Raw genomic sequence first — 17,528 nt, forward strand, 5'->3', positions numbered from 1 at the left:
TGCTCCCCGAAAGTCAGAACTGAATTCTCAGTCCAACTTTCGGGGAGCAGTTCAAACCAGCCTTGGACCGCTCACCCTTGCCCTCTTGACAAGCACCAACTACATATCAGCTGCGGCGGCGGTTCCCGGTGGTGCGGTACACGTCGAAGACACCGTCGATCCGCCGGACGGCGCTGAGCACGTGACTCAGGTACTTCGGATCGCCCATCTCGAAGGCGAACTTGGAGATGGCCACCCGGTCGGTGGAGGTGTGCACGCTGGCGGCCAGGATGTTGACGTGGTTCTCGGACAGGACACGGGTGACGTCGGAGAGCAACGACTTCCGGTCCAGCGCCTCGACCTGGATTTCGACCAGGAACACGCTGGACTGGGTCGGCGCCCACTCGACATCGACGATCCGGTCCGGCTGGTCCATCAGGCCGGACACGTTGGTGCAGTCGGTCCGGTGTACCGAGACGCCGGAGCCGCGTGTGACGAAGCCCAGGATGGGATCCGGCGGCACCGGGGTGCAGCAGCGAGCCAGTTTCACCCAGACGTCGTCGACGCCGCGGACCACAACTCCCGAGTCGGAGTACCGGGCTTTGCTGACCTGGGCCGGGATGGAAACCTCGGTGAGGTCATCCTCGGGGGTGTCGTTGCCGCCGAGGCTTTCGACCAGCCGCTCCATCACGGACTGGGCCGACGTGTGGCCGTCGCCCACGCCCGCATAGAGCCCGGAAATGTCCGTGTACTTGAAGTCCTCGGCGATCGCGGCGAGGGCGTCGTGTGTCATCAGGCGCTGCAGCGGAAGGTTCTGCTTGCGCATCGCTTTGGTCAGCAACTCCTTGCCGCGGTCGATCGCTTCTTCGCGGCGTTCCTTGCTGAACCACTGCCGGATCTTGTTGCGCGCCCGGGCGCTCTTGACGAAGTGCTGCCAGTCCTGGCTGGGGCCGGCGCCTTCGGCCTTGGAGGTGAAGATCTCAACCCAGTCGCCGTGGTTCAGTTCACTGTTGAGCGGGACCAGTTTGCCGTTGACGCGCGCACCGATGGTCCGGTGACCCACCTCGGTGTGCACCGCGTAGGCGAAGTCCACCGGCGTCGAACCAGCCGGCAGGGCCATGACCTCGCCCTTGGGCGTGAACACGAACACCTCGCGGGCATTGATCTCGAAGCGCAGCGAGTCGAGGAACTCACCAGGATCGGAGGTCTCCTGCTGCCAGTCCACGAGGGAGCGGAGCCAGCCCATGTCGCCGTCCCGCGGGCTGCCCGGCCCTGCCGCGGTGCGGTTGGGCTGGTCCTTGTACTTCCAGTGCGCCGCGACGCCGTATTCGGCGCGCCGGTGCATCTCGTGGGTCCTGATCTGGATCTCCACCGGCTTGCCGCCCGGGCCGATCACCGTGGTGTGCAGCGACTGGTACATGTTGAACTTGGGCATCGCGATGTAGTCCTTGAACCGGCCCGGAAGCGGGTTCCAGCGCGAGTGCATGGCACCGAGGGCGGCGTAACAGTCCCGCACCGAGTCGACGAGGACCCGGACACCCATCAGGTCGTTGATGTCGTCGAAGTCCTTATCCCGGACGATCATCTTCTGGTAGATGGAGTAGTAGTGCTTGGGCCGGCCGGTGATGGTGGCCTTGATCTTGGCCGCGCGCAGATCCTCGGTGATCTGGTTGCGGATCACGGCGAGGTTCTTCTCCCGCTCGGGGGTCCGGTCCCCCACCATCCGGACGATTTCCTCGTAGACCTTGGGATACAGCGCTGCGAAGGAGAGGTCCTCGAGTTCCCATTTGATCGTGTTCATGCCGAGCCGGTGGGCCAGCGGCGCGAAGATTTCCAGGGTTTCCCGGGCCTTGCGGGCCGAGGACTCGGCCGAGACGAAACGCCAGGTGCGGGCGTTGTGCAGCCGGTCGGCGAGCTTGATCATCAGGACGCGGATGTCTTTGGCCATGGCGACGACCATTTTGCGCACGGTCTCGGACTGGGCGGCTTCGCCGAAGCTGACCTTGTCCAGCTTGGTCACGCCGTCGACCAGCATGGCGACTTCGGGCCCGAATTCGCCCTTGAGATCCTCCAGCGTATACGAGGTGTCCTCGACGGTATCGTGCAGCAGCGCGGCCGCCAGGGTCGTCCCGCTCAGTCCCAGCTCGGCGAGGATGGTGGCCACGGCCACGGGGTGCGTGATGTAGGGGTCGCCGCTCTTGCGCTTTTGTCCGCGGTGGCAGCGTTCGGCGACGACGAACGCCCGCTGGATCAGTTCGAAGTCATCCTTGGGGTTGTTGGCGCGCACGGTGCGCAGCAGCGGCTCCAGGATGGGCGAATAGGCCGGCGTTCCGCGGCCCGTCAGCCGCGCCAGCCGGGAGCGGGTGCGTTCGCGGCGTCCCGGAAAGGTGGGCCGGGTTCCGGAGTTATCGACGGGCACTGCGGCGTCCGGGCGTCCGGCAGCCACCACACCAGTCTGTGACCCCTGGGCGGTAGCTTTATCCGCCGGGGCTGCAGGCACCGGCGTCGAACGTTCTTCCAATGAAGCACCTCTCAAACCCGTTAATTATTCAAGTCTATTCCCGGAGCCGGATACTTCGATAACCGGCGGCCAACGTCCGACGGGCCGGCGAACGTCGCAGGGACGTTCGCCGGCCCGTCGGGCGGCTGCGGCGGGGCCTCTTCGGCTAGGCCGTGGCGGGTGCCGCCTTGGCGGTATTCTCCGAGCGGCGCTGCTGCACACGCTTGGCCTGCTTGATCAAATCCGGCTCACCCTGGCGCAACCAGGCATAGAGCGGGGCCGCCACGAAGATGGTCGCGGCGGTACCGATCAGGATGCCCACGAACAACGCCAGCGAGAGGTCGCGCAGCGTTCCCGCGCCGAGCAGGCCGGCCCCGATGAAGAGGATGGCCCCGACCGGCAGGATGGCCACCATCATGGTGTTGATGGAACGCACCAGGGTCTGGTTGACGGCGAGGTTGACCTCCTCGGCGAAGGTGCGCCGGGTGGACGCCTGCAGGTCCGCGGTGTTTTCCCGGATCTTGTCGAAGACCACCACGGTGTCGTACAGCGAGTAGCTGAGCACCGTGAGGAAGCCGATGATGGCCGAGGGGGTCACCTCGAAGTCGCTCAGCGAGTACACCCCGGCGGTGATGAACATTGTCACCACCATGCCGGCCAGGGCGGACAGCGACATCTTCCAGGTCCGGAAGTACAGCGCCATCAGCACCGCGGCGAGGCCGACGAAGATCGCCAGGCCGAGCAGCGCCTGTTTGGTTACGTCCGCGCCCCAGGTCGGGCCCACGAAGGTGGACGTCACCTCGTTATCGGTCACGCCGTAGGCCTTGGTGAGGCCTTCCTTGATCCGGAGCGTCTCATCGTCGCTGAGCTTGTCCGTCTGGATGCGCATGGTATTGCCGGCGACGTTGGCGACGCGCGGCAGGCTGCCGGGGACGACGTTATCGACGGCCTTTTCACCGAGGGCGGCGTCGCGGTCCTTGACGTTGGACACCGTGAACTCGGACCCGCCGCGGAACTCGATGCCCAGGTTGAAGCCGCCCTTGGCGACCGGCAGCAGGATGGACAGCGCAACAGCGACAGCGGCGATCAGGAACCAGATTTTCTTGGATCCGACGAAGTCGTATGAGCGCTTGCCCGTGTAAAGCTCGTTACCGAACGTAGCGAAGCTGGCCATTTACTTGCCCTCCTTGGACGTGCTCTTGGAGGAACCGGCAAGCTGTTCCTGCCTTTCCGCGAGGCGTCGTTCTGCAATGGTCATACGGCGTTCGGCCTCGGCCGCGGCGCCGGTGTTCTTGGCGCGGGGGGCCACCACCGGCTTGTCCTCCGGGGTGCGGATCCGTCCGGCACCCCGGTACAGGGGCACGGCGCCGAGCCGCTTCGGGTCCAGGCCCGAGAACTTGTGGCCTTCACCGAAGAACTTGGTGCGGGCCAGCAGCTGCAGGGTCGGATGGGTGAACATAAACACGACGATCAAGTCGGCGATCGCGGTCAGGCCCAGGGTGAACGCGAAGCCGCGGACGTTGCCCACCGCTACGAAGTAGAGCACCAGGGCGGCCAGCAGGTTGACGGCCTTGGAGGCCAGGACGGTCCGCTTGGCGCGCTTCCAGCCGTTCTCCACGGCCGAGACCAGGCCGCGGCCCTCCCGGAGTTCGTCACGGATGCGTTCGAAGTAGACGATGAACGAGTCCGCCGTCTGGCCGATGGCCACGATGATGCCGGCCACGCCGGCCAGCGAGAGACGGTAGTTTTCCGTCCAGCCCAGGATCGCGATGGCCAGGTAGGTCAGCGCACCGGCGACGACAAGCGAGGCGACGGTGACGAAGCCGAGGGCGCGGTACTGGAACAGCGAGTAGACCACCACCAGCAGCAGGCCGATCAGGCCGGCCAGCATGCCCATCCGGAGCTGCTCGCCGCCGAGGGTCGCCGAGATCTGCTGTTCGCTCTGGATGTCGAAGCTGATCGGCAGCGCACCGAAGCGCAGCTGGTCGGAGAGCGCCTTCGCGGACTGCTCGGTGAAACCGCCGGTGATCTGCGGACGGCCGTCGGTGATGACAGCCTGGGACCGCGGCGCGGAGATGACCTGGTCATCGAGCACAATGGCGAACTGCGCCTTGGGGTCCGATCCGGTCTCGCCCCCGGCGTCGACGTAGAACTTGTTGAGCCGTTCGGTGATCGTCTTGAACTTGGCGGTTCCCTCCTCGTCGAACTGGATGTCAACGGCCCACTCATTGGTCACCGCGCCCTGCGCGCCGCGCTGCAGCTGGAAGGAGGAGGACTTGATGTTGGAACCCTTGACCTCCACCGGCCCGAGGATGTACTTGATCGCGGGACGGCCATCGGCGGCGGGCTCGCAGGTCACCAGCGGCTTGGCCGGATCGGAGCGTTCCTGCTTGTCCTGGGACGGGTTGTCGCAGTCCAGCGCCTCGAACTTCTTGTAGACGTCCGCGGTAACCCAGTTCTCGTCGCTGCTGTTCTTCGGCGCGGCGGTCGGCTTGGGCAGCTTCGCCTCAGGGGTCCGGGACGCGACCGGGACAGCCGCGCCGGCGCCGGCCTGGATGACCGGGCGGAAGTTCATGTCGGCGGACGCCTGGATCAGCTTGCGCGTCTCCTTGGACGGAGTTCCCGGGAGGCTGACGACGACGTTGCGGCCGGACTGCGTGCTGATCTCGGCTTCCGCGACGCCGGAGCCGTCCACGCGCTGGCGGATGATCGCCACGGCCTGGTTGAGCTGTTCTTCGTTAATGTCCGAACCGCCCGCCACCTTGGGCGCCAGGATCATCTGGGTGCCGCCTTCAAGGTCCAGGGCAAGCTTCGGAGCCCAGCTCGCCTGCCCGGCCATCGTGCCGCCCGCGAGGACGGCCGTCAGGACGGCGAGAATAACGCCAAGCCAGACCAGCACCCTGAGGGCTGAGTTTTTGGGGCCAGTTCGTGCCATTGTCGATCTTTCTATTGTTGACGGAGGAACCGCCGGTGCGGCCTGTCAGGCCTGCACCGGCGGATGCCCGCGCACCGTAGCTTTGCGGGATAGCTCAGGAGGCAGACTAGCTGTCTTTCTTGCCCTCGTCGTTCAGGCGGCGCAGGGTTTCGTCCGGCGTTTCGGTGCGCTGCACGTCACCGGCGGTGGCGGTGCGGTCGACGCCGTCGACGGTGGCATCGCTCTTGCCGAGGGTCAGCGAGGAGGCGTCGTCGGGAACCACCGTGGGCTCTTCGGCGGCGACAACCGGCTCGACGATCTTGGTGACGGCCTGGCGGTGCACGGTGGCGGTGTTGCCCGGGGAGAGTTCCAGGACAACCTTGTTCTCGGCCTCGTCGATCTCAACGATGCGGCCGAAGAGGCCAAAGCTGGTCATAACGTCAACGCCGGTGCCGAACTTCGACTGGAGCTCCGCCTGCTGCTGCTGCGTCTTCTTGTTGCGGCGGAACATCATGAAGACGAACACGCCGAGCATGACGAACAGGAGAATAGTCATTGGATCCAAGGGGAAAGTTCCGTTCTGTACTTGCAAGCTGGTTTCACAGCAACGTCCGTTCCGTTCCGGGGCCGCCTGGTGTGGACCCCGGCAGTAAACCTGGCAGAAAATCATGCCCGGCCAGCAGCGGCTAGCGGTAGCCGCACACGGAAACAAAGGCCCGAACGTGCCGAGCGTCATACCAGTCTAAAGGGAAAAGGTCACTAGCGAGTGCTATTGACTATTACGGATCCATTCCGGATCGACTTCGCCCTCAGCCTCCGCACCGAAGCCGGCCGGTCCGCCGTCGCCAGCGCCGGCCTGGAACAGGTCCAGCGGATCCTGGCCGAATACCCCGGCTGGCACCGCGAAGCCCAGATGCGTCCAGGCGGGGGCGAGGGCGATCCGGCCGCGGGGTGTCCGGCCCAGCAGGCCCTCCCGGACCAGGTAGGGTTCGGCGACGGTTTCCACCGTTTCGGTTTCCTCGCCGACGGCGATCGCCAGGGTGGACAGGCCCACCGGTCCGCCGCCGAACTTGGTAATCAACGCTTCAAGAACGGCGCGGTCCAGGCGGTCCAGGCCGCGCTTGTCCACCTCGTACATGTCGAGCGCCGCCGAGGCCGCCCGCGCGTCGATCTGTTCGACGCCGTGCACCAGCGCCCAGTCCCGGACACGGCGCAACAGGCGGTTCGCGATGCGGGGCGTGCCCCGGGAGCGGCCGGCAATCTCACTGAACCCGGCCGAGTTGACCTTCAGGTCCAGCAGCCCCGCCGAGCGGCGCAGCACCAGCTCGAGCTCCTCGACGGAGTAGAACTCGAGGTGCCCGGTGAAGCCGAACCTGTCCCGCAGCGGCCCGGGCAGCAGCCCGGCGCGGGTGGTGGCGCCGACCAGGGTGAACGGCGGCAGCTCCAGCGGGATCGCGGTGGCCCCGGCGCCCTTGCCGACGACGATGTCGACGCGGAAGTCCTCCATCGCCATGTAAAGCATTTCCTCAGCCGGCCGCGACATCCGGTGGATCTCGTCGAGGAACAGGACCTCGCCCTCGGACAACGAGGACAGGATGGCGGCCAGGTCCCCGGCGTGCTGGATCGCCGGGCCGCTGCTGATTCGCAGCGGGGCGTTCATTTCGGCGGCAATAATCATGGACAGCGTGGTCTTGCCCAGGCCGGGCGGGCCGGACAGCAGCACGTGGTCCGCGCTGCGGCCGCGCATCCGGGACGCCTCCAGCACCAGCGAGAGCTGCTTGCGGACCCGGTGCTGGCCCACGAAATCGTGCAGGTTCTTCGGCCGGAGGGCGGCCTCGATCACCCGCTCCTCGGGCTCCTCTCCCCCGGCCACCAGGGACGGCTCAGCCACGGGCGCCTACCCGGTTTCCGGCGCGGGCGCCGTCCTGGCCCAGCCAGCGGAGTGTGGCGCGCAGGATTTCCGCGACGTTGCCCTGCTCGGCCAGTTCGGGCGAATCGGCCAGCGACTTGTCGATGCTGGCGGTGGCGTCCTTCTCGGACCAGCCCAGGCTGGTCATGGCGGCAACCACCTGCGGCTTCCACACGGCTTCGGCGGACACGGCCGGCGCGGAACCTGCGGGGGTGCCGTGCGGGACCAGCTTTCCGGCCAGTTCCAGGACGATCCGGCCGGCCACCTTGGGTCCGATGCCGGGCACCTTGGTGAAGGCCTTGCCGTCGCCCGAGTGCGCGGCGACGCGGATCGCTTCGGGTTCGTGGACGGCCAGGACCGCCAGCGCCAGGCGCGGACCGACGCCGCTGACGCTGAGCAGCACGTCAAAGACCTCGCGTTCGTCGTCGCTGGAGAAGCCGAAGAGGGTCAGCGAGTCTTCGCGCACGATCAGGGAAGTGAAGAGCTTGCCCTCATCCCCGACGCGGAGTTTGCTGAGGGTCTGCGGCGTCGCGTTGACGCTCATGCCGGCGCCGTGGAGGTCGATCACTGCCGAGGACAGGCCAACATGCGCTACGGTTCCGCGGAGAAAACTGATCAAGGCCTGGCTCCTGGGTTTACGACTGAGTTTGCAGCCGGCTATCCGAACATATCTACGAATACCCTAGCAAGCGCCCCGGACATTCACCGCGCGCGGCGCGCTTTGGCCTCCGCGTCGGCCCAGGCGCGCTGGGCCGGGGTGAGGGATTGGCTGCCCGGCCCTGTGGTGGCCACCGCGGCACCACTGCCGGCCCGCCACGCGTGCGTGATGGCCAGGGCCAGCGCATCGGCGGCGTCGGCGGGCCGCGGCGGTGCGTCCAGGCGCAGGATCTTGGTGACGAGCTTCGTGACGGCGTCCTTGTTGGACGTGCCGCTGCCGGTCACGGCAGCCTTGACCTCCGACGGCGTGTGCAACGCCACCGGGATGCCGCGCCGCGCGGCGGCGGCGATCACCACGCCGGAGGCCTGGGCGACGCCCATGACCGTGCTGACGTTGAGCTGGGAGAAGACGCGTTCGACGGCGAGGACCTGCGGGCTGTACTGGTCCAGCCAGTCATCGATCGAGGTGGCAATGACGAGCAGCCGCTGGTCCAGGCTCTCCTCCGGAGAGGTACCGACGACGCCGAAGGCCACCATGGTGGCGCGCCGGTTCTTCTCGACGTCCACGACGCCGATCCCGCAGCGGGTGAGGCCCGGATCGACGCCGAGGACGCGAAGGGTCACTCGGCTTCCAGTGCGGCCTGCACTTCGTCGCTGAGGTCGGCGTTGCTGTAGACGTTCTGCACGTCGTCGAGCTCTTCGAGGGCATCCACGAGCTTCATGAACTTCTTGGCGGCGTCGAGGTCCAGCGGCACCTGCATGGAGGGCACGAACTCGGCCTCGTCGGTGTCGTAGTCGATGCCGGCTTCCTTGAGCGCATCCCGGATGGCCTGCAGATCGGTCGGTTCGGAGTGGATCTCGAAGCTCTCGCCGTTGTCCTTGACTTCCTCGGCGCCGGCGTCGAGGACCGCCATCAGCACATCGTCCTCGGTCAGGCCGTTCTTCGGCAGCGACACGACGCCCTTGCGGGAGAAGAGGTAGCTGACCGAACCGGGATCGGCGATGGTGCCGCCGTTGCGGGAGATAGCGAGCCGGACCTCGGAGGCGGCGCGGTTCTTGTTGTCCGTGAGGCACTCGATCAGGAGGGCCGAGCCCTGCGGGCCGCGGCACTCGTACATGATCTCGGTGTAGTCCACGACTTCGCCGGTGAGGCCGGCGCCGCGCTTGATGGCGCGGTCGATGTTGTCGGCGGGGACCGAGGTCTTTTTGGCCTTGGTGACGGCGAGTTCGAGGCTCGGGTTACCGGCGAGGTCGGGGCCGCCCATGCGCGCGGCAACTTCGATGTTCTTGATCAGCTTGGCGAACGACTTGGCCCGGCGGCTGTCCAGGATGGCCTTTTTATGCTTGGTCGTCGCCCATTTGGAGTGGCCTGACATGCTTTACGCTTCTCCTCTGATCATTCGAATAAACAGTTCATGCACGCGCTTCTCCCCCGTCACTTCCGGGTGGAAGGAGGTGGCCAGCAGCTTGCCGGAACGCACAGCAACAATTCTAGCCGTCCCGTCGAGGGATTCCGGGTGGCCGGCCCTGGATGGTTCCACCTTTGCCAGGACTTCGACGCCCGCGCCGACGCGTTCCACCCACGGTCCGCGGATGAACACAGCGTGGACCGGGTCGACGCCGGACTCGCCCGCGCTGAACTCCAGGCCCTTGAATTCAAGGTCGGTTTCGAAGGATTCGCGCTGCCGGCCGAAGGCGTTGCGGCGGACCGTGATGTCGAGGCCGCCGAAGGTCTGCTGCGGGTTCCCGGCCAGGTCGGTGGCGGGGTCGGCGATCTCGTTGGCCAGCAGGATCATGCCGGCGCAGGAACCGTAGACGGGCAGCCCGGCGCGGATGCTCTCGCGCAGCGGGTCGCGGAGCTCGAAGATCCTGGCGAGCTTGTCGATCGTCGTCGACTCCCCGCCCGGGATGATGAGCCCGTCCAGGCCGTCCAGCTCGGCGGGGCGGCGGACGCCGATGCCGGCGGCGCCGGCGGCCTCCACTACGTGCAGGTGTTCACGGAAGTCGCCCTGGAGTGCCAGGACGCCGATCCGGAGGCCGGATCCCACGCGGGAGCCAGGCAAAGAAAGGGGGGTGGTCATCCAGCCAGCATAATGCGCCGGGCTGCCGGGGGCCGCACCGGGGAGTGCCGCCGGGCCGGGTTCCATGCCGCCGCTGGGATATATTACAAAGCATGCTCTACTTCAGCGTTCCGCTCGGCAAGTTCGTCCGCCGGGTCTCCCGGCTCCGGGGCGGGGGCTCTGCGCTCCCCGGCCTGGTGGTCGAAAAAATAGACCCCGGCTTTATGCAACGGACGCTGTCCACGCTGCCGCTGGGCGTCGCCGTCGTCAGCGGCACGAACGGCAAGACGACCACCACCAAGATGGTCGTGGAGCTGCTGGAAAGCCAGGGCCTGAAGGTCTTCACCAACCGCACCGGCAGCAACTTCACCCGGGGCGTGGCCGCAGCGCTGCTCGGCGAGGTGGACTGGCGGGGCCGGCTCGATGCCGACGTCGCCGTCCTGGAACTGGACGAGGCGCACGCGGTGCACTTCGTCAACAAGGTCCCGCCGCGCTACTGCCTGCTGCTGAACGTGCTGCGCGACCAGCTGGACCGCTTCGGCGAAATCGACAAGACCGCCGAACTGCTGCAGCACATCGCCGCCAAGACCACCGGGACCGTCGTCCTGAACCGCGAGGACCCGCGCGTCGCCCGCATCGCGGACACGCTCGAAACAGCCACGGCCGGCGGACCCGAGGTCCGCTACTTCGGCCTCGACGATTCGCTGCTCAGCACCTTCCCCAACGACGACGAGATGCGCGCCGCGCCGGGCAGCCCGGTGCCTCCGGCCCCCGCCAAACCGGCGGCCGACGTCGTCCTGCGCCGGGTGGGCGCGGACGACGCCGACTTTGAGTACGACGGCGCCACGGTTGGCACCGGGATGAAACTCCGCGGCGTCTACAACATCTTCAACGCGGCGGCGGCGCTGACCCTGGCCCGCGCCATCACCGCCGCCCGCGGCACGGGCACCGACCACGCCGGCCTGCTCAAGGCCTTGGCCAATGTGGCGCCAGCGTTCGGCCGCGGCGAGAGCCTTGTAGTCGACGGACTTCCGCTGGAACTGGTCCTGGTAAAAAACCCCAGCGGCTTCCGGCTGGGCCTGAAGTCCTTCCCGGCCGCCGGCTACGCCACGATGATCGCCATCAACGACAACTACGCCGACGGCCGGGACATGTCCTGGCTCTGGGACGTCGAATTCGACACCCTCCGTGACGGCGGCGTGGACCAGCTCTCCGGTTCGCGCGCCTACGACATGGCACTGCGGCTGCAGTACGACGACGTCGCAATCGGCGCTGTCGACACGGACATCGCCCCGGCCCTGGCCGCCTTTATCCGCGGGGCCAAGGACAAGCCGAAGCGGATCTTCTGCACCTACACGGCCATGCTGGCCATCCGCCGCGAGCTGTCCAAAATCACCACAGTGGAGGTGGTCTCATGACCCCGGCATCCCCCGAAACCCCGCATGGGCTCTCCTTCGGGCACGAACTGCCCCCCGACGGGTCCGCCGACCCCGGCAAGGGCACCATCCGCGTGGTCCAGCTTTACCCGCGGGACATGAACATCTACGGCGACTGGGGCAACGCCCTGGTCCTGGCCCAGCGCCTGCGCTGGCACGGCTACACCCCGGAACTGCTTGAATACAACGTCGGCGACGAGTTCCCCGCCCACGTTGACCTGATCGTGGGCGGCGGCGGCCAGGACAGCGGCCAGTTGGTGATCCAGGATGACCTGCTCTCCCGCGAAACTGTCCTCAAGGAGCTCGCCGAGGACGGCACGCCGATGCTGGTGATCTGCGGGCTGTACCAGCTGTTCGGCAAATTCTTCAAGACCAGGACCGGCTCCGTCATCCCGGGCATCGGCATCCTGGACGTGGAGACACACGGCACGGACGAACGGCTGATCGGCAACGTCTCGGTGTCCTCCCCCGAGTTCGGCACGGTGCTCGGTTACGAAAACCACAGCGGCCAGACCACCCTGGGCCCCGGCGTCGCACCGCTGGGTACGACGGCGAAGGGCACCGGCAACAACAGCACCGATGGCCAGGAGGGCGCCCGCTACCGCAACATCGTGGCCAGCTACCTGCACGGCTCGCTGCTGCCGAAAAACCCGGCGCTGGCGGACTTCCTGATCAAGACCGCCGTAGAGCGCAAGTACGGCAGCTTCTCACCCGGCACCCCGGATGACTCCTATGCCGTCCTGGCCCGCGAGCACGCGGCCCGCCGTCCCCGCTGACCCGCTGCTACATGCTCTCGGATGATTCCATGATCGTCATTGCCCGCGACAACCCCGCCCGCCCGGACGTCCGGCGCCTGCTGGACGAACACCTCGCGGACATGTTCGCGACCTCACCGGCCGAAAGCGTGCACGCCCTGGACCCGGACGCGCTGGCCGGACCGGAGATCACTTTCTGGACCGCCCGCGACAGCGCTGCGCCGGGCGCTGCTGGGCTCGACACTGGGGTGCTGCTGGGCTGCGGGGCGTTGAAGGACCTCGGCGATGGCGAGGGCGAAATCAAGTCGATGCGCACCGCGCAGCACGCCCGCGGCCGGGGCGTCGCCGCGCTCCTGCTGGCCGGGATCCTGGACGAGGCCCGGCACCGCGCCTACGGACGCGTGTGCCTGGAAACCGGATCGCAGGAGTTTTTCGCCCCGGCGCGGCGCCTCTACGCCCGGCACGGATTCGTCCCGTGCCCGCCTTTTGCCGGCTACAAGCCGGATCCCAACAGCGTGTTTATGGCCCGCAGCCTTTCGGACGGCCTGCCGGACTGAGAACCGGTGGACGGTGGGCGCCGCCGTCGTCATGCGCCGGCCTCGCTCTTCCGGAGCAGCTCGGCGAACTCCGCCGGGCGCGTCGCCGGCCACCAGTGGCCGCCGTCCACTCGCACCACGCTCAGGTCATCCACCCACGCCTCGAGCCCGTCCACCAGGTGCGGGGACAGGAAGGGGTCCCGCACCGGGACCACTACCTGCACGGGCATGGTGACCCGCGCCCGTGCGGTCCGCGGTGCGGGCCGGTCCCGTCGGCCGCGGAAGTTGCTGCGGTAGAGGGCCAGCCCGCGGATGGGGTCGTTGCCGACGCTGCGCTTTGCGCCCCGTTCGTAACGCCGGGTCAGGAACAGCCGCCAGGCAGCCTCGGGCAGCACCGGGACCAGGAACGCCGCGATGTACCAGCTGCGCAGCAGCTGCCCGCCCAGTTGCCGCCAGGACCGGGGGTTGCGGAGCCGGGAGCGCACCCAGCGCGAGAAATGCCCCAGGTCCGGCCCGGAGACGCTCGTGTAGCGGCGGATCATTCCCGCGGCGCGCGGGTCCTGCACGGCGGCCCAGCCCTGGATGGACCCCCAGTCGTGGCCCACCAGATGCACCCCGGCGGCTCCGGCCGCCGCCAGCACCGCCAAGAGGTCGTCCACCAGCGTGGCCAGGGTGAAGTCGCCGGGACTTCCGACGACGGCGGACGCGCCCGCGTTGCGCGTGTCATAGGCGACCATGTGATGCGTCGCCGCCAGCTCCCGGATGACGGGCAGGAACACCCGGTGGTCGTCGGGATAACCGTGCACCAGCAGCAGCGTCGGCACGTCCGGGCCGGGCTGCGGGCCGTATTCAAAGACGGCCAGTTCGGCACCGCGCGCGGCGAGGATCCGCCGTCGTTCGCTCAGCGTGTCCAGGGCTACCGCTCCTTCGTGATCAGCAGTTCGTGGGCGCCCGCCGCGGCGGCGCCCATCGATTCCACCACGGTCCGCGTCCGCAGCCGGGTGGCGGCGTCCGCGGCGGCACCGGCGCAGGGTCCCTGCGGCGCGTCAGAGGCGACCGAGCACCACCGGTAGGGGTCGCGCACAATGACGGACGGCGCCCAGGCCAGGTCCGAGGCGGACCACTTGCCCGCAGCGTCCTGGCTGAACTGCGCCCGGACCAGCAGCCCCTCGTTGTTCACCACGTACCAGGGCGAGAGTTCGGTGACGCCGTTGCCCAGCCCGTACACGATCCAGGTCCCCTTGTAGCGTTCGATCGGGAGCACCGAGTGGGTGTGGTGGCCATAGATCATGGTGAACTGGCCGCTGTCCACCAGCGCATGCGCCACGCTGCGCTGCTGCTCGTTCGGCGCGCTGGCGTACTCGTCGCCGGCATGCATCACGCCCAGCACGATGTCCGCGCCGAGCGCCCTCGCCTTGCGGGCCTTGGCAATCATCGCGGCAGGATCGAGCATGTCCACCTGCCAGGCGTGTTCCGGGGCCTGCCCGTTCAAACCGTAGGCGCCCTCGATCACGGCGACCTTCGCGGCGGCGGTATTCAGGATCATCACCCCGCGGGAGTCGGCTTCGCTGCGATAGGAGCCGGTGTGCTGCAGTCCGGCCGCATCGAGTGCGTCCAGGGTGCGGACCAGCCCCGCGGTGCCTTGGTCAATGGTGTGGTTACTGGCGGTGGTGCACGCCTGGTAGCCGACCTGCTGGGCAGCGGTGATGATCTGCGGCGGCACGTTGAACGACGGGTAGGCGGAGAACGGGCCGGTCGGTCCGGATACCGGTGTTTCCTGGTGGCAGACCGCGAGGTCGCTCTTTTCGATATATTTGCGCTGGCCCGCCAGCAGCGGCTCGAAGTCCAGCCCCTTGGCGCCGGTGGCGTGGGCGTCGGCGCGGGCCTGCTCCCAGAGCTGGGCGTGGACCAGCATGTCCCCGGTGACCAGCACCGAGGTGCAGCGGACTTCCTTGCAGGCGGGGCCCTTCCCCGGCGTCGGCGTCGGGGTGGGGGTGGCGGAGGGCGACGTGTCCGGAGTGGCCCCCGGGTTCCCCGCCGTGGACCCGGCGCTGCCGCCGGCGGTGGACCCGGCAGAAGTGCCCGCCGACGCCGAGGAAGCCCCGGCGTTGCTGTCCGGGCCGGCGCCGACGCCGCAGGAGACCACGGAAGCGGCGAGGAAAACCGCGGCTGACCCGGCGAGCAGCCGTCCGCGCAGCGTGGGATGAATGGTTCGCATCCCGTAATCGTACGGTGGCGGGGATCACAACACGCTTAGCAGTTCATTGAGAACCGGCCTATTGCATGAAAGAGTTGTTTCATGACCAATCCCCTTTTGAGCCCCAGTACTCTGCCGTACGGACTGCCGCCTTTCGCGGACATCGAAGTCCAGCACTATTCCGAAGCCGTCGAGGCCGGCCTCGCCGAGCACCTGGCCGAGATCCAGGCGATTGTGGCGGACGCGGAGCCGGCGACCTTCGAAAACACGGCGCTGGCGATGGAACGCTCCGGTCAGCTGCTGCAGCGGGCCGCGGCGTCGTTCTTTACGCTGGTCTCCGCGGACGCCTCGGACGCCATCCGTGAGCTGGAGACCCGGCTCTCCCCCGCTTTCTCGGCCCACCAGGATGCCGTGTACCTGAACCGGGGGTTGTTCGAGCGCTTCGCCGCCATCAACACCGACCGGCTCGACGCGGAATCCGCCCGGCTGGTGGAGGAATACCTCAAGGAGTTCCGCCAGGCCGGCATCCAGCTCGTCGAGGCCGGCCAGGAGCGGCTCAAGGCCATCAACGCCGAACTCTCCACGCTGGGTACCGAGTTCGGCCAGCGGGTCAAGGAGGGCATGAAGTCCGCGTCACTGCTGCTGGATGACGCCGGCGAGCTCGCGGGCCTGCCCGCGGACGACGTCGCCAGCGCCGCCGAAGCCGCGCGCACCGCCGGGCACGACGGCAAGTACCTGCTCACCCTGATCCAGCCCAGCAACCAGCCCGCCATGGCCGCCCTGGAGAACCGGGAAGTGCGGCGGCGGCTCTACGAGGCCTCGATCGGCCGCGGCAGCGGCGGCGGCAGCCTCGACGTGCTGGACCTGGTCAAGGACATGGTCCGGCTCCGCGCCGAGAAGGCCGGCCTGCTGGGCTTCGCCAACTTCGCCGAGCTCAGCGTGGACCAGCAGACCGCCCCCGACTTCGAGGCCGTGCAGGCCATGATGAACCGGCTCGCGCCGGCCGCCGTCCGGAATGCCGACGCCGAGGCCGAGGCGCTGGCGGAGGTGGCCGGCCACCCGCTGGAAGCCTGGGACTGGGCCTACTACTCGGCCCAGGTGAAGCGTGAGCGGTATTCCGTAGACGAGCAGGCACTGCGGCCCTACTTCGAGCTGGACCGGGTCCTGAACGACGGCGTCTTCTTTGCCGCCACCGCCCTGTACGGGATCACGTTCCATGAGCGCACCGACCTGGCCGGCTACCACCCGGACGTCCGGGTCTGGGAGGTAAAGAACTCCGACGGCACGGACCTGGGCCTGTTCCTGGGCGACTACTACACCAGGGACTCAAAGCGCGGCGGTGCCTGGATGAACTCCCTCGTGGAGCAGTCCGGACTGCTGGACACCCGGCCTGTAGTGATCAACAACCTCAACATCTCCAAGCCGCCCGCCGGTGAGCCCACACTGCTGACCCTGGACGAACTGCGGACCACGTTCCACGAATTCGGCCACGCCCTGCACGGCCTCTTCTCCTCGGTCACCTACCCGCGGTTCGCCGGCACCTCCGTGCCCCGCGACTTCGTCGAGTACCCCTCGCAGGTCAACGAGATGTGGATCATGTGGCCGGAAGTGCTGGCGAACTACGCCAAGCACCACGCCACCGGAGAACCGCTGCCGCAGGAAGCCGTGGACAAGCTCAACGACGCAGCGCTCTGGGGCGAGGGTTTCGGCACCACCGAGTACCTTGGCGCGGCACTGCTGGACCTCGCCTGGCATGTCCTCGACGGCTCGGAAATCCCCGAGGACGTGCTGGAGTTCGAGGCCAAGGCCCTGGCCGCGGCGGGGGTGGCGCACAGCCTGATCCCGCCGCGCTACCGCACCGGCTACTTCCAGCACATCTTCGCCGGAGGCTGGTATGCCGCGGGCTACTATTCCTACATCTGGAGCGAGGTGCTCGACGCCGAAACGGTGGAATGGTTCAAGGAAAACGGCGGCCTGACCCGGGCCAACGGCGACTTCTTCCGCGCCGAGCTGCTCTCCCGGGGCAACAGCCGCGACCCGCTCGCGTCTTTCCGCGCCTTCCGAGGCCGGGACGCCGAACTCGAACCACTGCTCAAGCGCCGCGGCCTCGAGTAACCCCTCAACGGACTAATGCACGACGGCGGCGAGTCACCCAGGAAGGGTGACTCGCCGCCGTCGTTCAATGAGAAGCGCAAGGCGCGGGGCGGTGTGATCCGGCAGCGTGCGTAAAAGGGGCCCGCGCCCCGACCAGCAGCTCGGCTGCCAACAGGGCGCGGGGAAGAGCACGCAGAGGATCAGTGCCGTCCTGTGCCCCCAGGGCGCGAAGGTTACCAGCCGCGCTCGGCGAGGCGGTGCGGCTGCGGGATCTCATCCACGTTGATGCCGACCATGGCTTCGCCCAGGCCGCGGGAGGCCTTGGCGATGACGTCCGGGTCGTCGAAGAAGGTGGTGGCCTTCACGACGGCGGCGGCGCGCTGCGCCGGGTTGCCGGACTTGAAGATGCCGGAGCCGACGAAGACGCCGTCGGCGCCGAGCTGCATCATCATCGCGGCGTCGGCCGGGGTGGCGATGCCGCCGGCGGTGAA

Annotated in this window: 15 protein-coding genes and 1 pseudogene; 4 read left to right on the top strand and 12 right to left on the bottom strand. The window is 67.9% G+C overall.

Annotated elements, in window-relative coordinates:
- Positions 1-106: 106 nt before the first annotated feature.
- The 9 genes from ABIN76_RS17240 to pdxT all read right to left on the bottom strand — a co-directional run bounded on the left by ABIN76_RS17240 (position 107) and on the right by pdxT (position 10,040).
- A complete protein-coding gene (locus ABIN76_RS17240) occupies positions 107-2,425 on the bottom strand; it encodes a bifunctional (p)ppGpp synthetase/guanosine-3',5'-bis(diphosphate) 3'-pyrophosphohydrolase (RefSeq protein WP_346960885.1) in 2,319 nt (772 codons plus the stop codon).
- 220 nt (positions 2,426-2,645) lie between these two features.
- Positions 2,646-3,653: a protein translocase subunit SecF gene (gene secF / locus ABIN76_RS17245; RefSeq protein ID WP_346960886.1), complete on the bottom strand. Its 1,008-nt coding sequence runs from the start codon at positions 3,651-3,653 to the stop codon at positions 2,646-2,648.
- Positions 3,654-5,414: a protein translocase subunit SecD gene (gene secD / locus ABIN76_RS17250; protein ID WP_346960887.1), complete on the bottom strand. Its 1,761-nt coding sequence runs from the start codon at positions 5,412-5,414 to the stop codon at positions 3,654-3,656.
- A 106-nt stretch (positions 5,415-5,520) separates the two neighbouring features.
- Positions 5,521-5,949, bottom strand: coding sequence for a preprotein translocase subunit YajC (gene yajC, locus ABIN76_RS17255; RefSeq protein WP_346960888.1), 429 nt, complete (start codon positions 5,947-5,949; stop codon positions 5,521-5,523).
- 213 nt (positions 5,950-6,162) lie between these two features.
- Positions 6,163-7,284: a Holliday junction branch migration DNA helicase RuvB gene (gene ruvB / locus ABIN76_RS17260; RefSeq protein ID WP_346960889.1), complete on the bottom strand. Its 1,122-nt coding sequence runs from the start codon at positions 7,282-7,284 to the stop codon at positions 6,163-6,165.
- Complete coding sequence (gene ruvA, locus ABIN76_RS17265; RefSeq protein ID WP_346960890.1) at positions 7,277-7,921, bottom strand: Holliday junction branch migration protein RuvA; 645 nt, start codon at positions 7,919-7,921, stop codon at positions 7,277-7,279. The genes ruvB and ruvA overlap by 8 nt, the downstream gene beginning before the upstream one ends.
- 83 nt (positions 7,922-8,004) lie before the next feature.
- Positions 8,005-8,583: a crossover junction endodeoxyribonuclease RuvC gene (gene ruvC / locus ABIN76_RS17270; protein ID WP_346960891.1), complete on the bottom strand. Its 579-nt coding sequence runs from the start codon at positions 8,581-8,583 to the stop codon at positions 8,005-8,007.
- Positions 8,580-9,335, bottom strand: coding sequence for a YebC/PmpR family DNA-binding transcriptional regulator (locus tag ABIN76_RS17275; protein WP_146337452.1), 756 nt, complete (start codon positions 9,333-9,335; stop codon positions 8,580-8,582). Before ABIN76_RS17275 ends, ruvC begins: the two co-directional genes overlap by 4 nt.
- Positions 9,336-9,338: 3 nt before the next feature.
- Entirely contained in the window at positions 9,339-10,040 is a 702-nt protein-coding gene (gene pdxT, locus ABIN76_RS17280; protein ID WP_346960892.1) for a pyridoxal 5'-phosphate synthase glutaminase subunit PdxT, read from the bottom strand.
- Positions 10,041-10,132: 92 nt separating this feature from the next.
- On the opposite strand from pdxT, the gene ABIN76_RS17285 reads away from it, so the two are divergent.
- Genes ABIN76_RS17285 through ABIN76_RS17295 form a run of 3 tightly spaced genes read left to right on the top strand, consistent with a single transcriptional unit; the run spans position 10,133 to position 12,767 of the window.
- Positions 10,133-11,437 (top strand): MurT ligase domain-containing protein, encoded by a 1,305-nt coding sequence (locus tag ABIN76_RS17285; protein ID WP_346960893.1) that lies wholly within the window; start codon positions 10,133-10,135, stop codon positions 11,435-11,437.
- Positions 11,434-12,231, top strand: a complete 798-nt coding sequence (locus ABIN76_RS17290; protein ID WP_346960894.1) for a glutamine amidotransferase — start codon at positions 11,434-11,436, stop codon at positions 12,229-12,231. Before ABIN76_RS17285 ends, ABIN76_RS17290 begins: the two co-directional genes overlap by 4 nt.
- Before the next feature lie 29 nt (positions 12,232-12,260).
- Complete coding sequence (locus ABIN76_RS17295; RefSeq protein WP_346960895.1) at positions 12,261-12,767, top strand: GNAT family N-acetyltransferase; 507 nt, start codon at positions 12,261-12,263, stop codon at positions 12,765-12,767.
- 29 nt (positions 12,768-12,796) lie between these two features.
- Here ABIN76_RS17295 and ABIN76_RS17300 read toward each other — a convergent pair whose 3' ends face one another.
- The gene (locus ABIN76_RS17300) at positions 12,797-13,570 is read right to left on the bottom strand and encodes an alpha/beta fold hydrolase (RefSeq protein WP_346960896.1); all 774 of its coding nucleotides are present in this window, start codon (positions 13,568-13,570) and stop codon (positions 12,797-12,799) included.
- Between the two features lie 92 nt (positions 13,571-13,662).
- Positions 13,663-14,964 carry a CapA family protein gene (locus ABIN76_RS17305; RefSeq protein WP_346960897.1) on the bottom strand — a complete coding sequence of 434 codons (1,302 nt, stop codon included), beginning with the start codon at positions 14,962-14,964 and terminating at the stop codon, positions 13,663-13,665.
- Positions 14,965-15,045: 81 nt separating this feature from the next.
- Between ABIN76_RS17305 and ABIN76_RS17310 the strand changes: the two genes are divergently transcribed.
- On the top strand, positions 15,046-17,058 hold the full coding sequence (locus ABIN76_RS17310) for a M3 family metallopeptidase (protein WP_346960898.1): 2,013 nt from the start codon (positions 15,046-15,048) through the stop codon (positions 17,056-17,058).
- Between the two features lie 212 nt (positions 17,059-17,270).
- Here the strand turns inward: ABIN76_RS17310 and ABIN76_RS17315 are convergent.
- Positions 17,271-17,528, bottom strand: a pseudogene (locus ABIN76_RS17315) (pyridoxal 5'-phosphate synthase lyase subunit PdxS); the annotation flags it as partial.

It is taken from the genome of uncultured Arthrobacter sp., from assembly GCF_964021775.1.
GTDB lineage: Bacteria > Actinomycetota > Actinomycetes > Actinomycetales > Micrococcaceae > Arthrobacter.

What these genes read in the sequence shown, in the direction of transcription:
- ABIN76_RS17295 (WP_346960895.1), top strand. Translation starts at nt 12,261, where the DNA reads ATGATCGTCATTGCCCGCGACAACCCCGCCCGCCCGGACGTCCGGCGC.
- secF (WP_346960886.1), bottom strand. Translation starts at nt 3,653, where the DNA reads ATGGCCAGCTTCGCTACGTTCGGTAACGAGCTTTACACGGGCAAGCGC.
- ABIN76_RS17275 (WP_146337452.1), bottom strand. Translation starts at nt 9,335, where the DNA reads ATGTCAGGCCACTCCAAATGGGCGACGACCAAGCATAAAAAGGCCATC.
- ABIN76_RS17310 (WP_346960898.1), top strand. Translation starts at nt 15,046, where the DNA reads ATGACCAATCCCCTTTTGAGCCCCAGTACTCTGCCGTACGGACTGCCG.
- pdxT (WP_346960892.1), bottom strand. Translation starts at nt 10,040, where the DNA reads ATGACCACCCCCCTTTCTTTGCCTGGCTCCCGCGTGGGATCCGGCCTC.
- secD (WP_346960887.1), bottom strand. Translation starts at nt 5,414, where the DNA reads ATGGCACGAACTGGCCCCAAAAACTCAGCCCTCAGGGTGCTGGTCTGG.
- ABIN76_RS17305 (WP_346960897.1), bottom strand. Translation starts at nt 14,964, where the DNA reads ATGCGAACCATTCATCCCACGCTGCGCGGACGGCTGCTCGCCGGGTCA.
- ABIN76_RS17285 (WP_346960893.1), top strand. Translation starts at nt 10,133, where the DNA reads ATGCTCTACTTCAGCGTTCCGCTCGGCAAGTTCGTCCGCCGGGTCTCC.
- ABIN76_RS17290 (WP_346960894.1), top strand. Translation starts at nt 11,434, where the DNA reads ATGACCCCGGCATCCCCCGAAACCCCGCATGGGCTCTCCTTCGGGCAC.
- yajC (WP_346960888.1), bottom strand. Translation starts at nt 5,949, where the DNA reads ATGACTATTCTCCTGTTCGTCATGCTCGGCGTGTTCGTCTTCATGATG.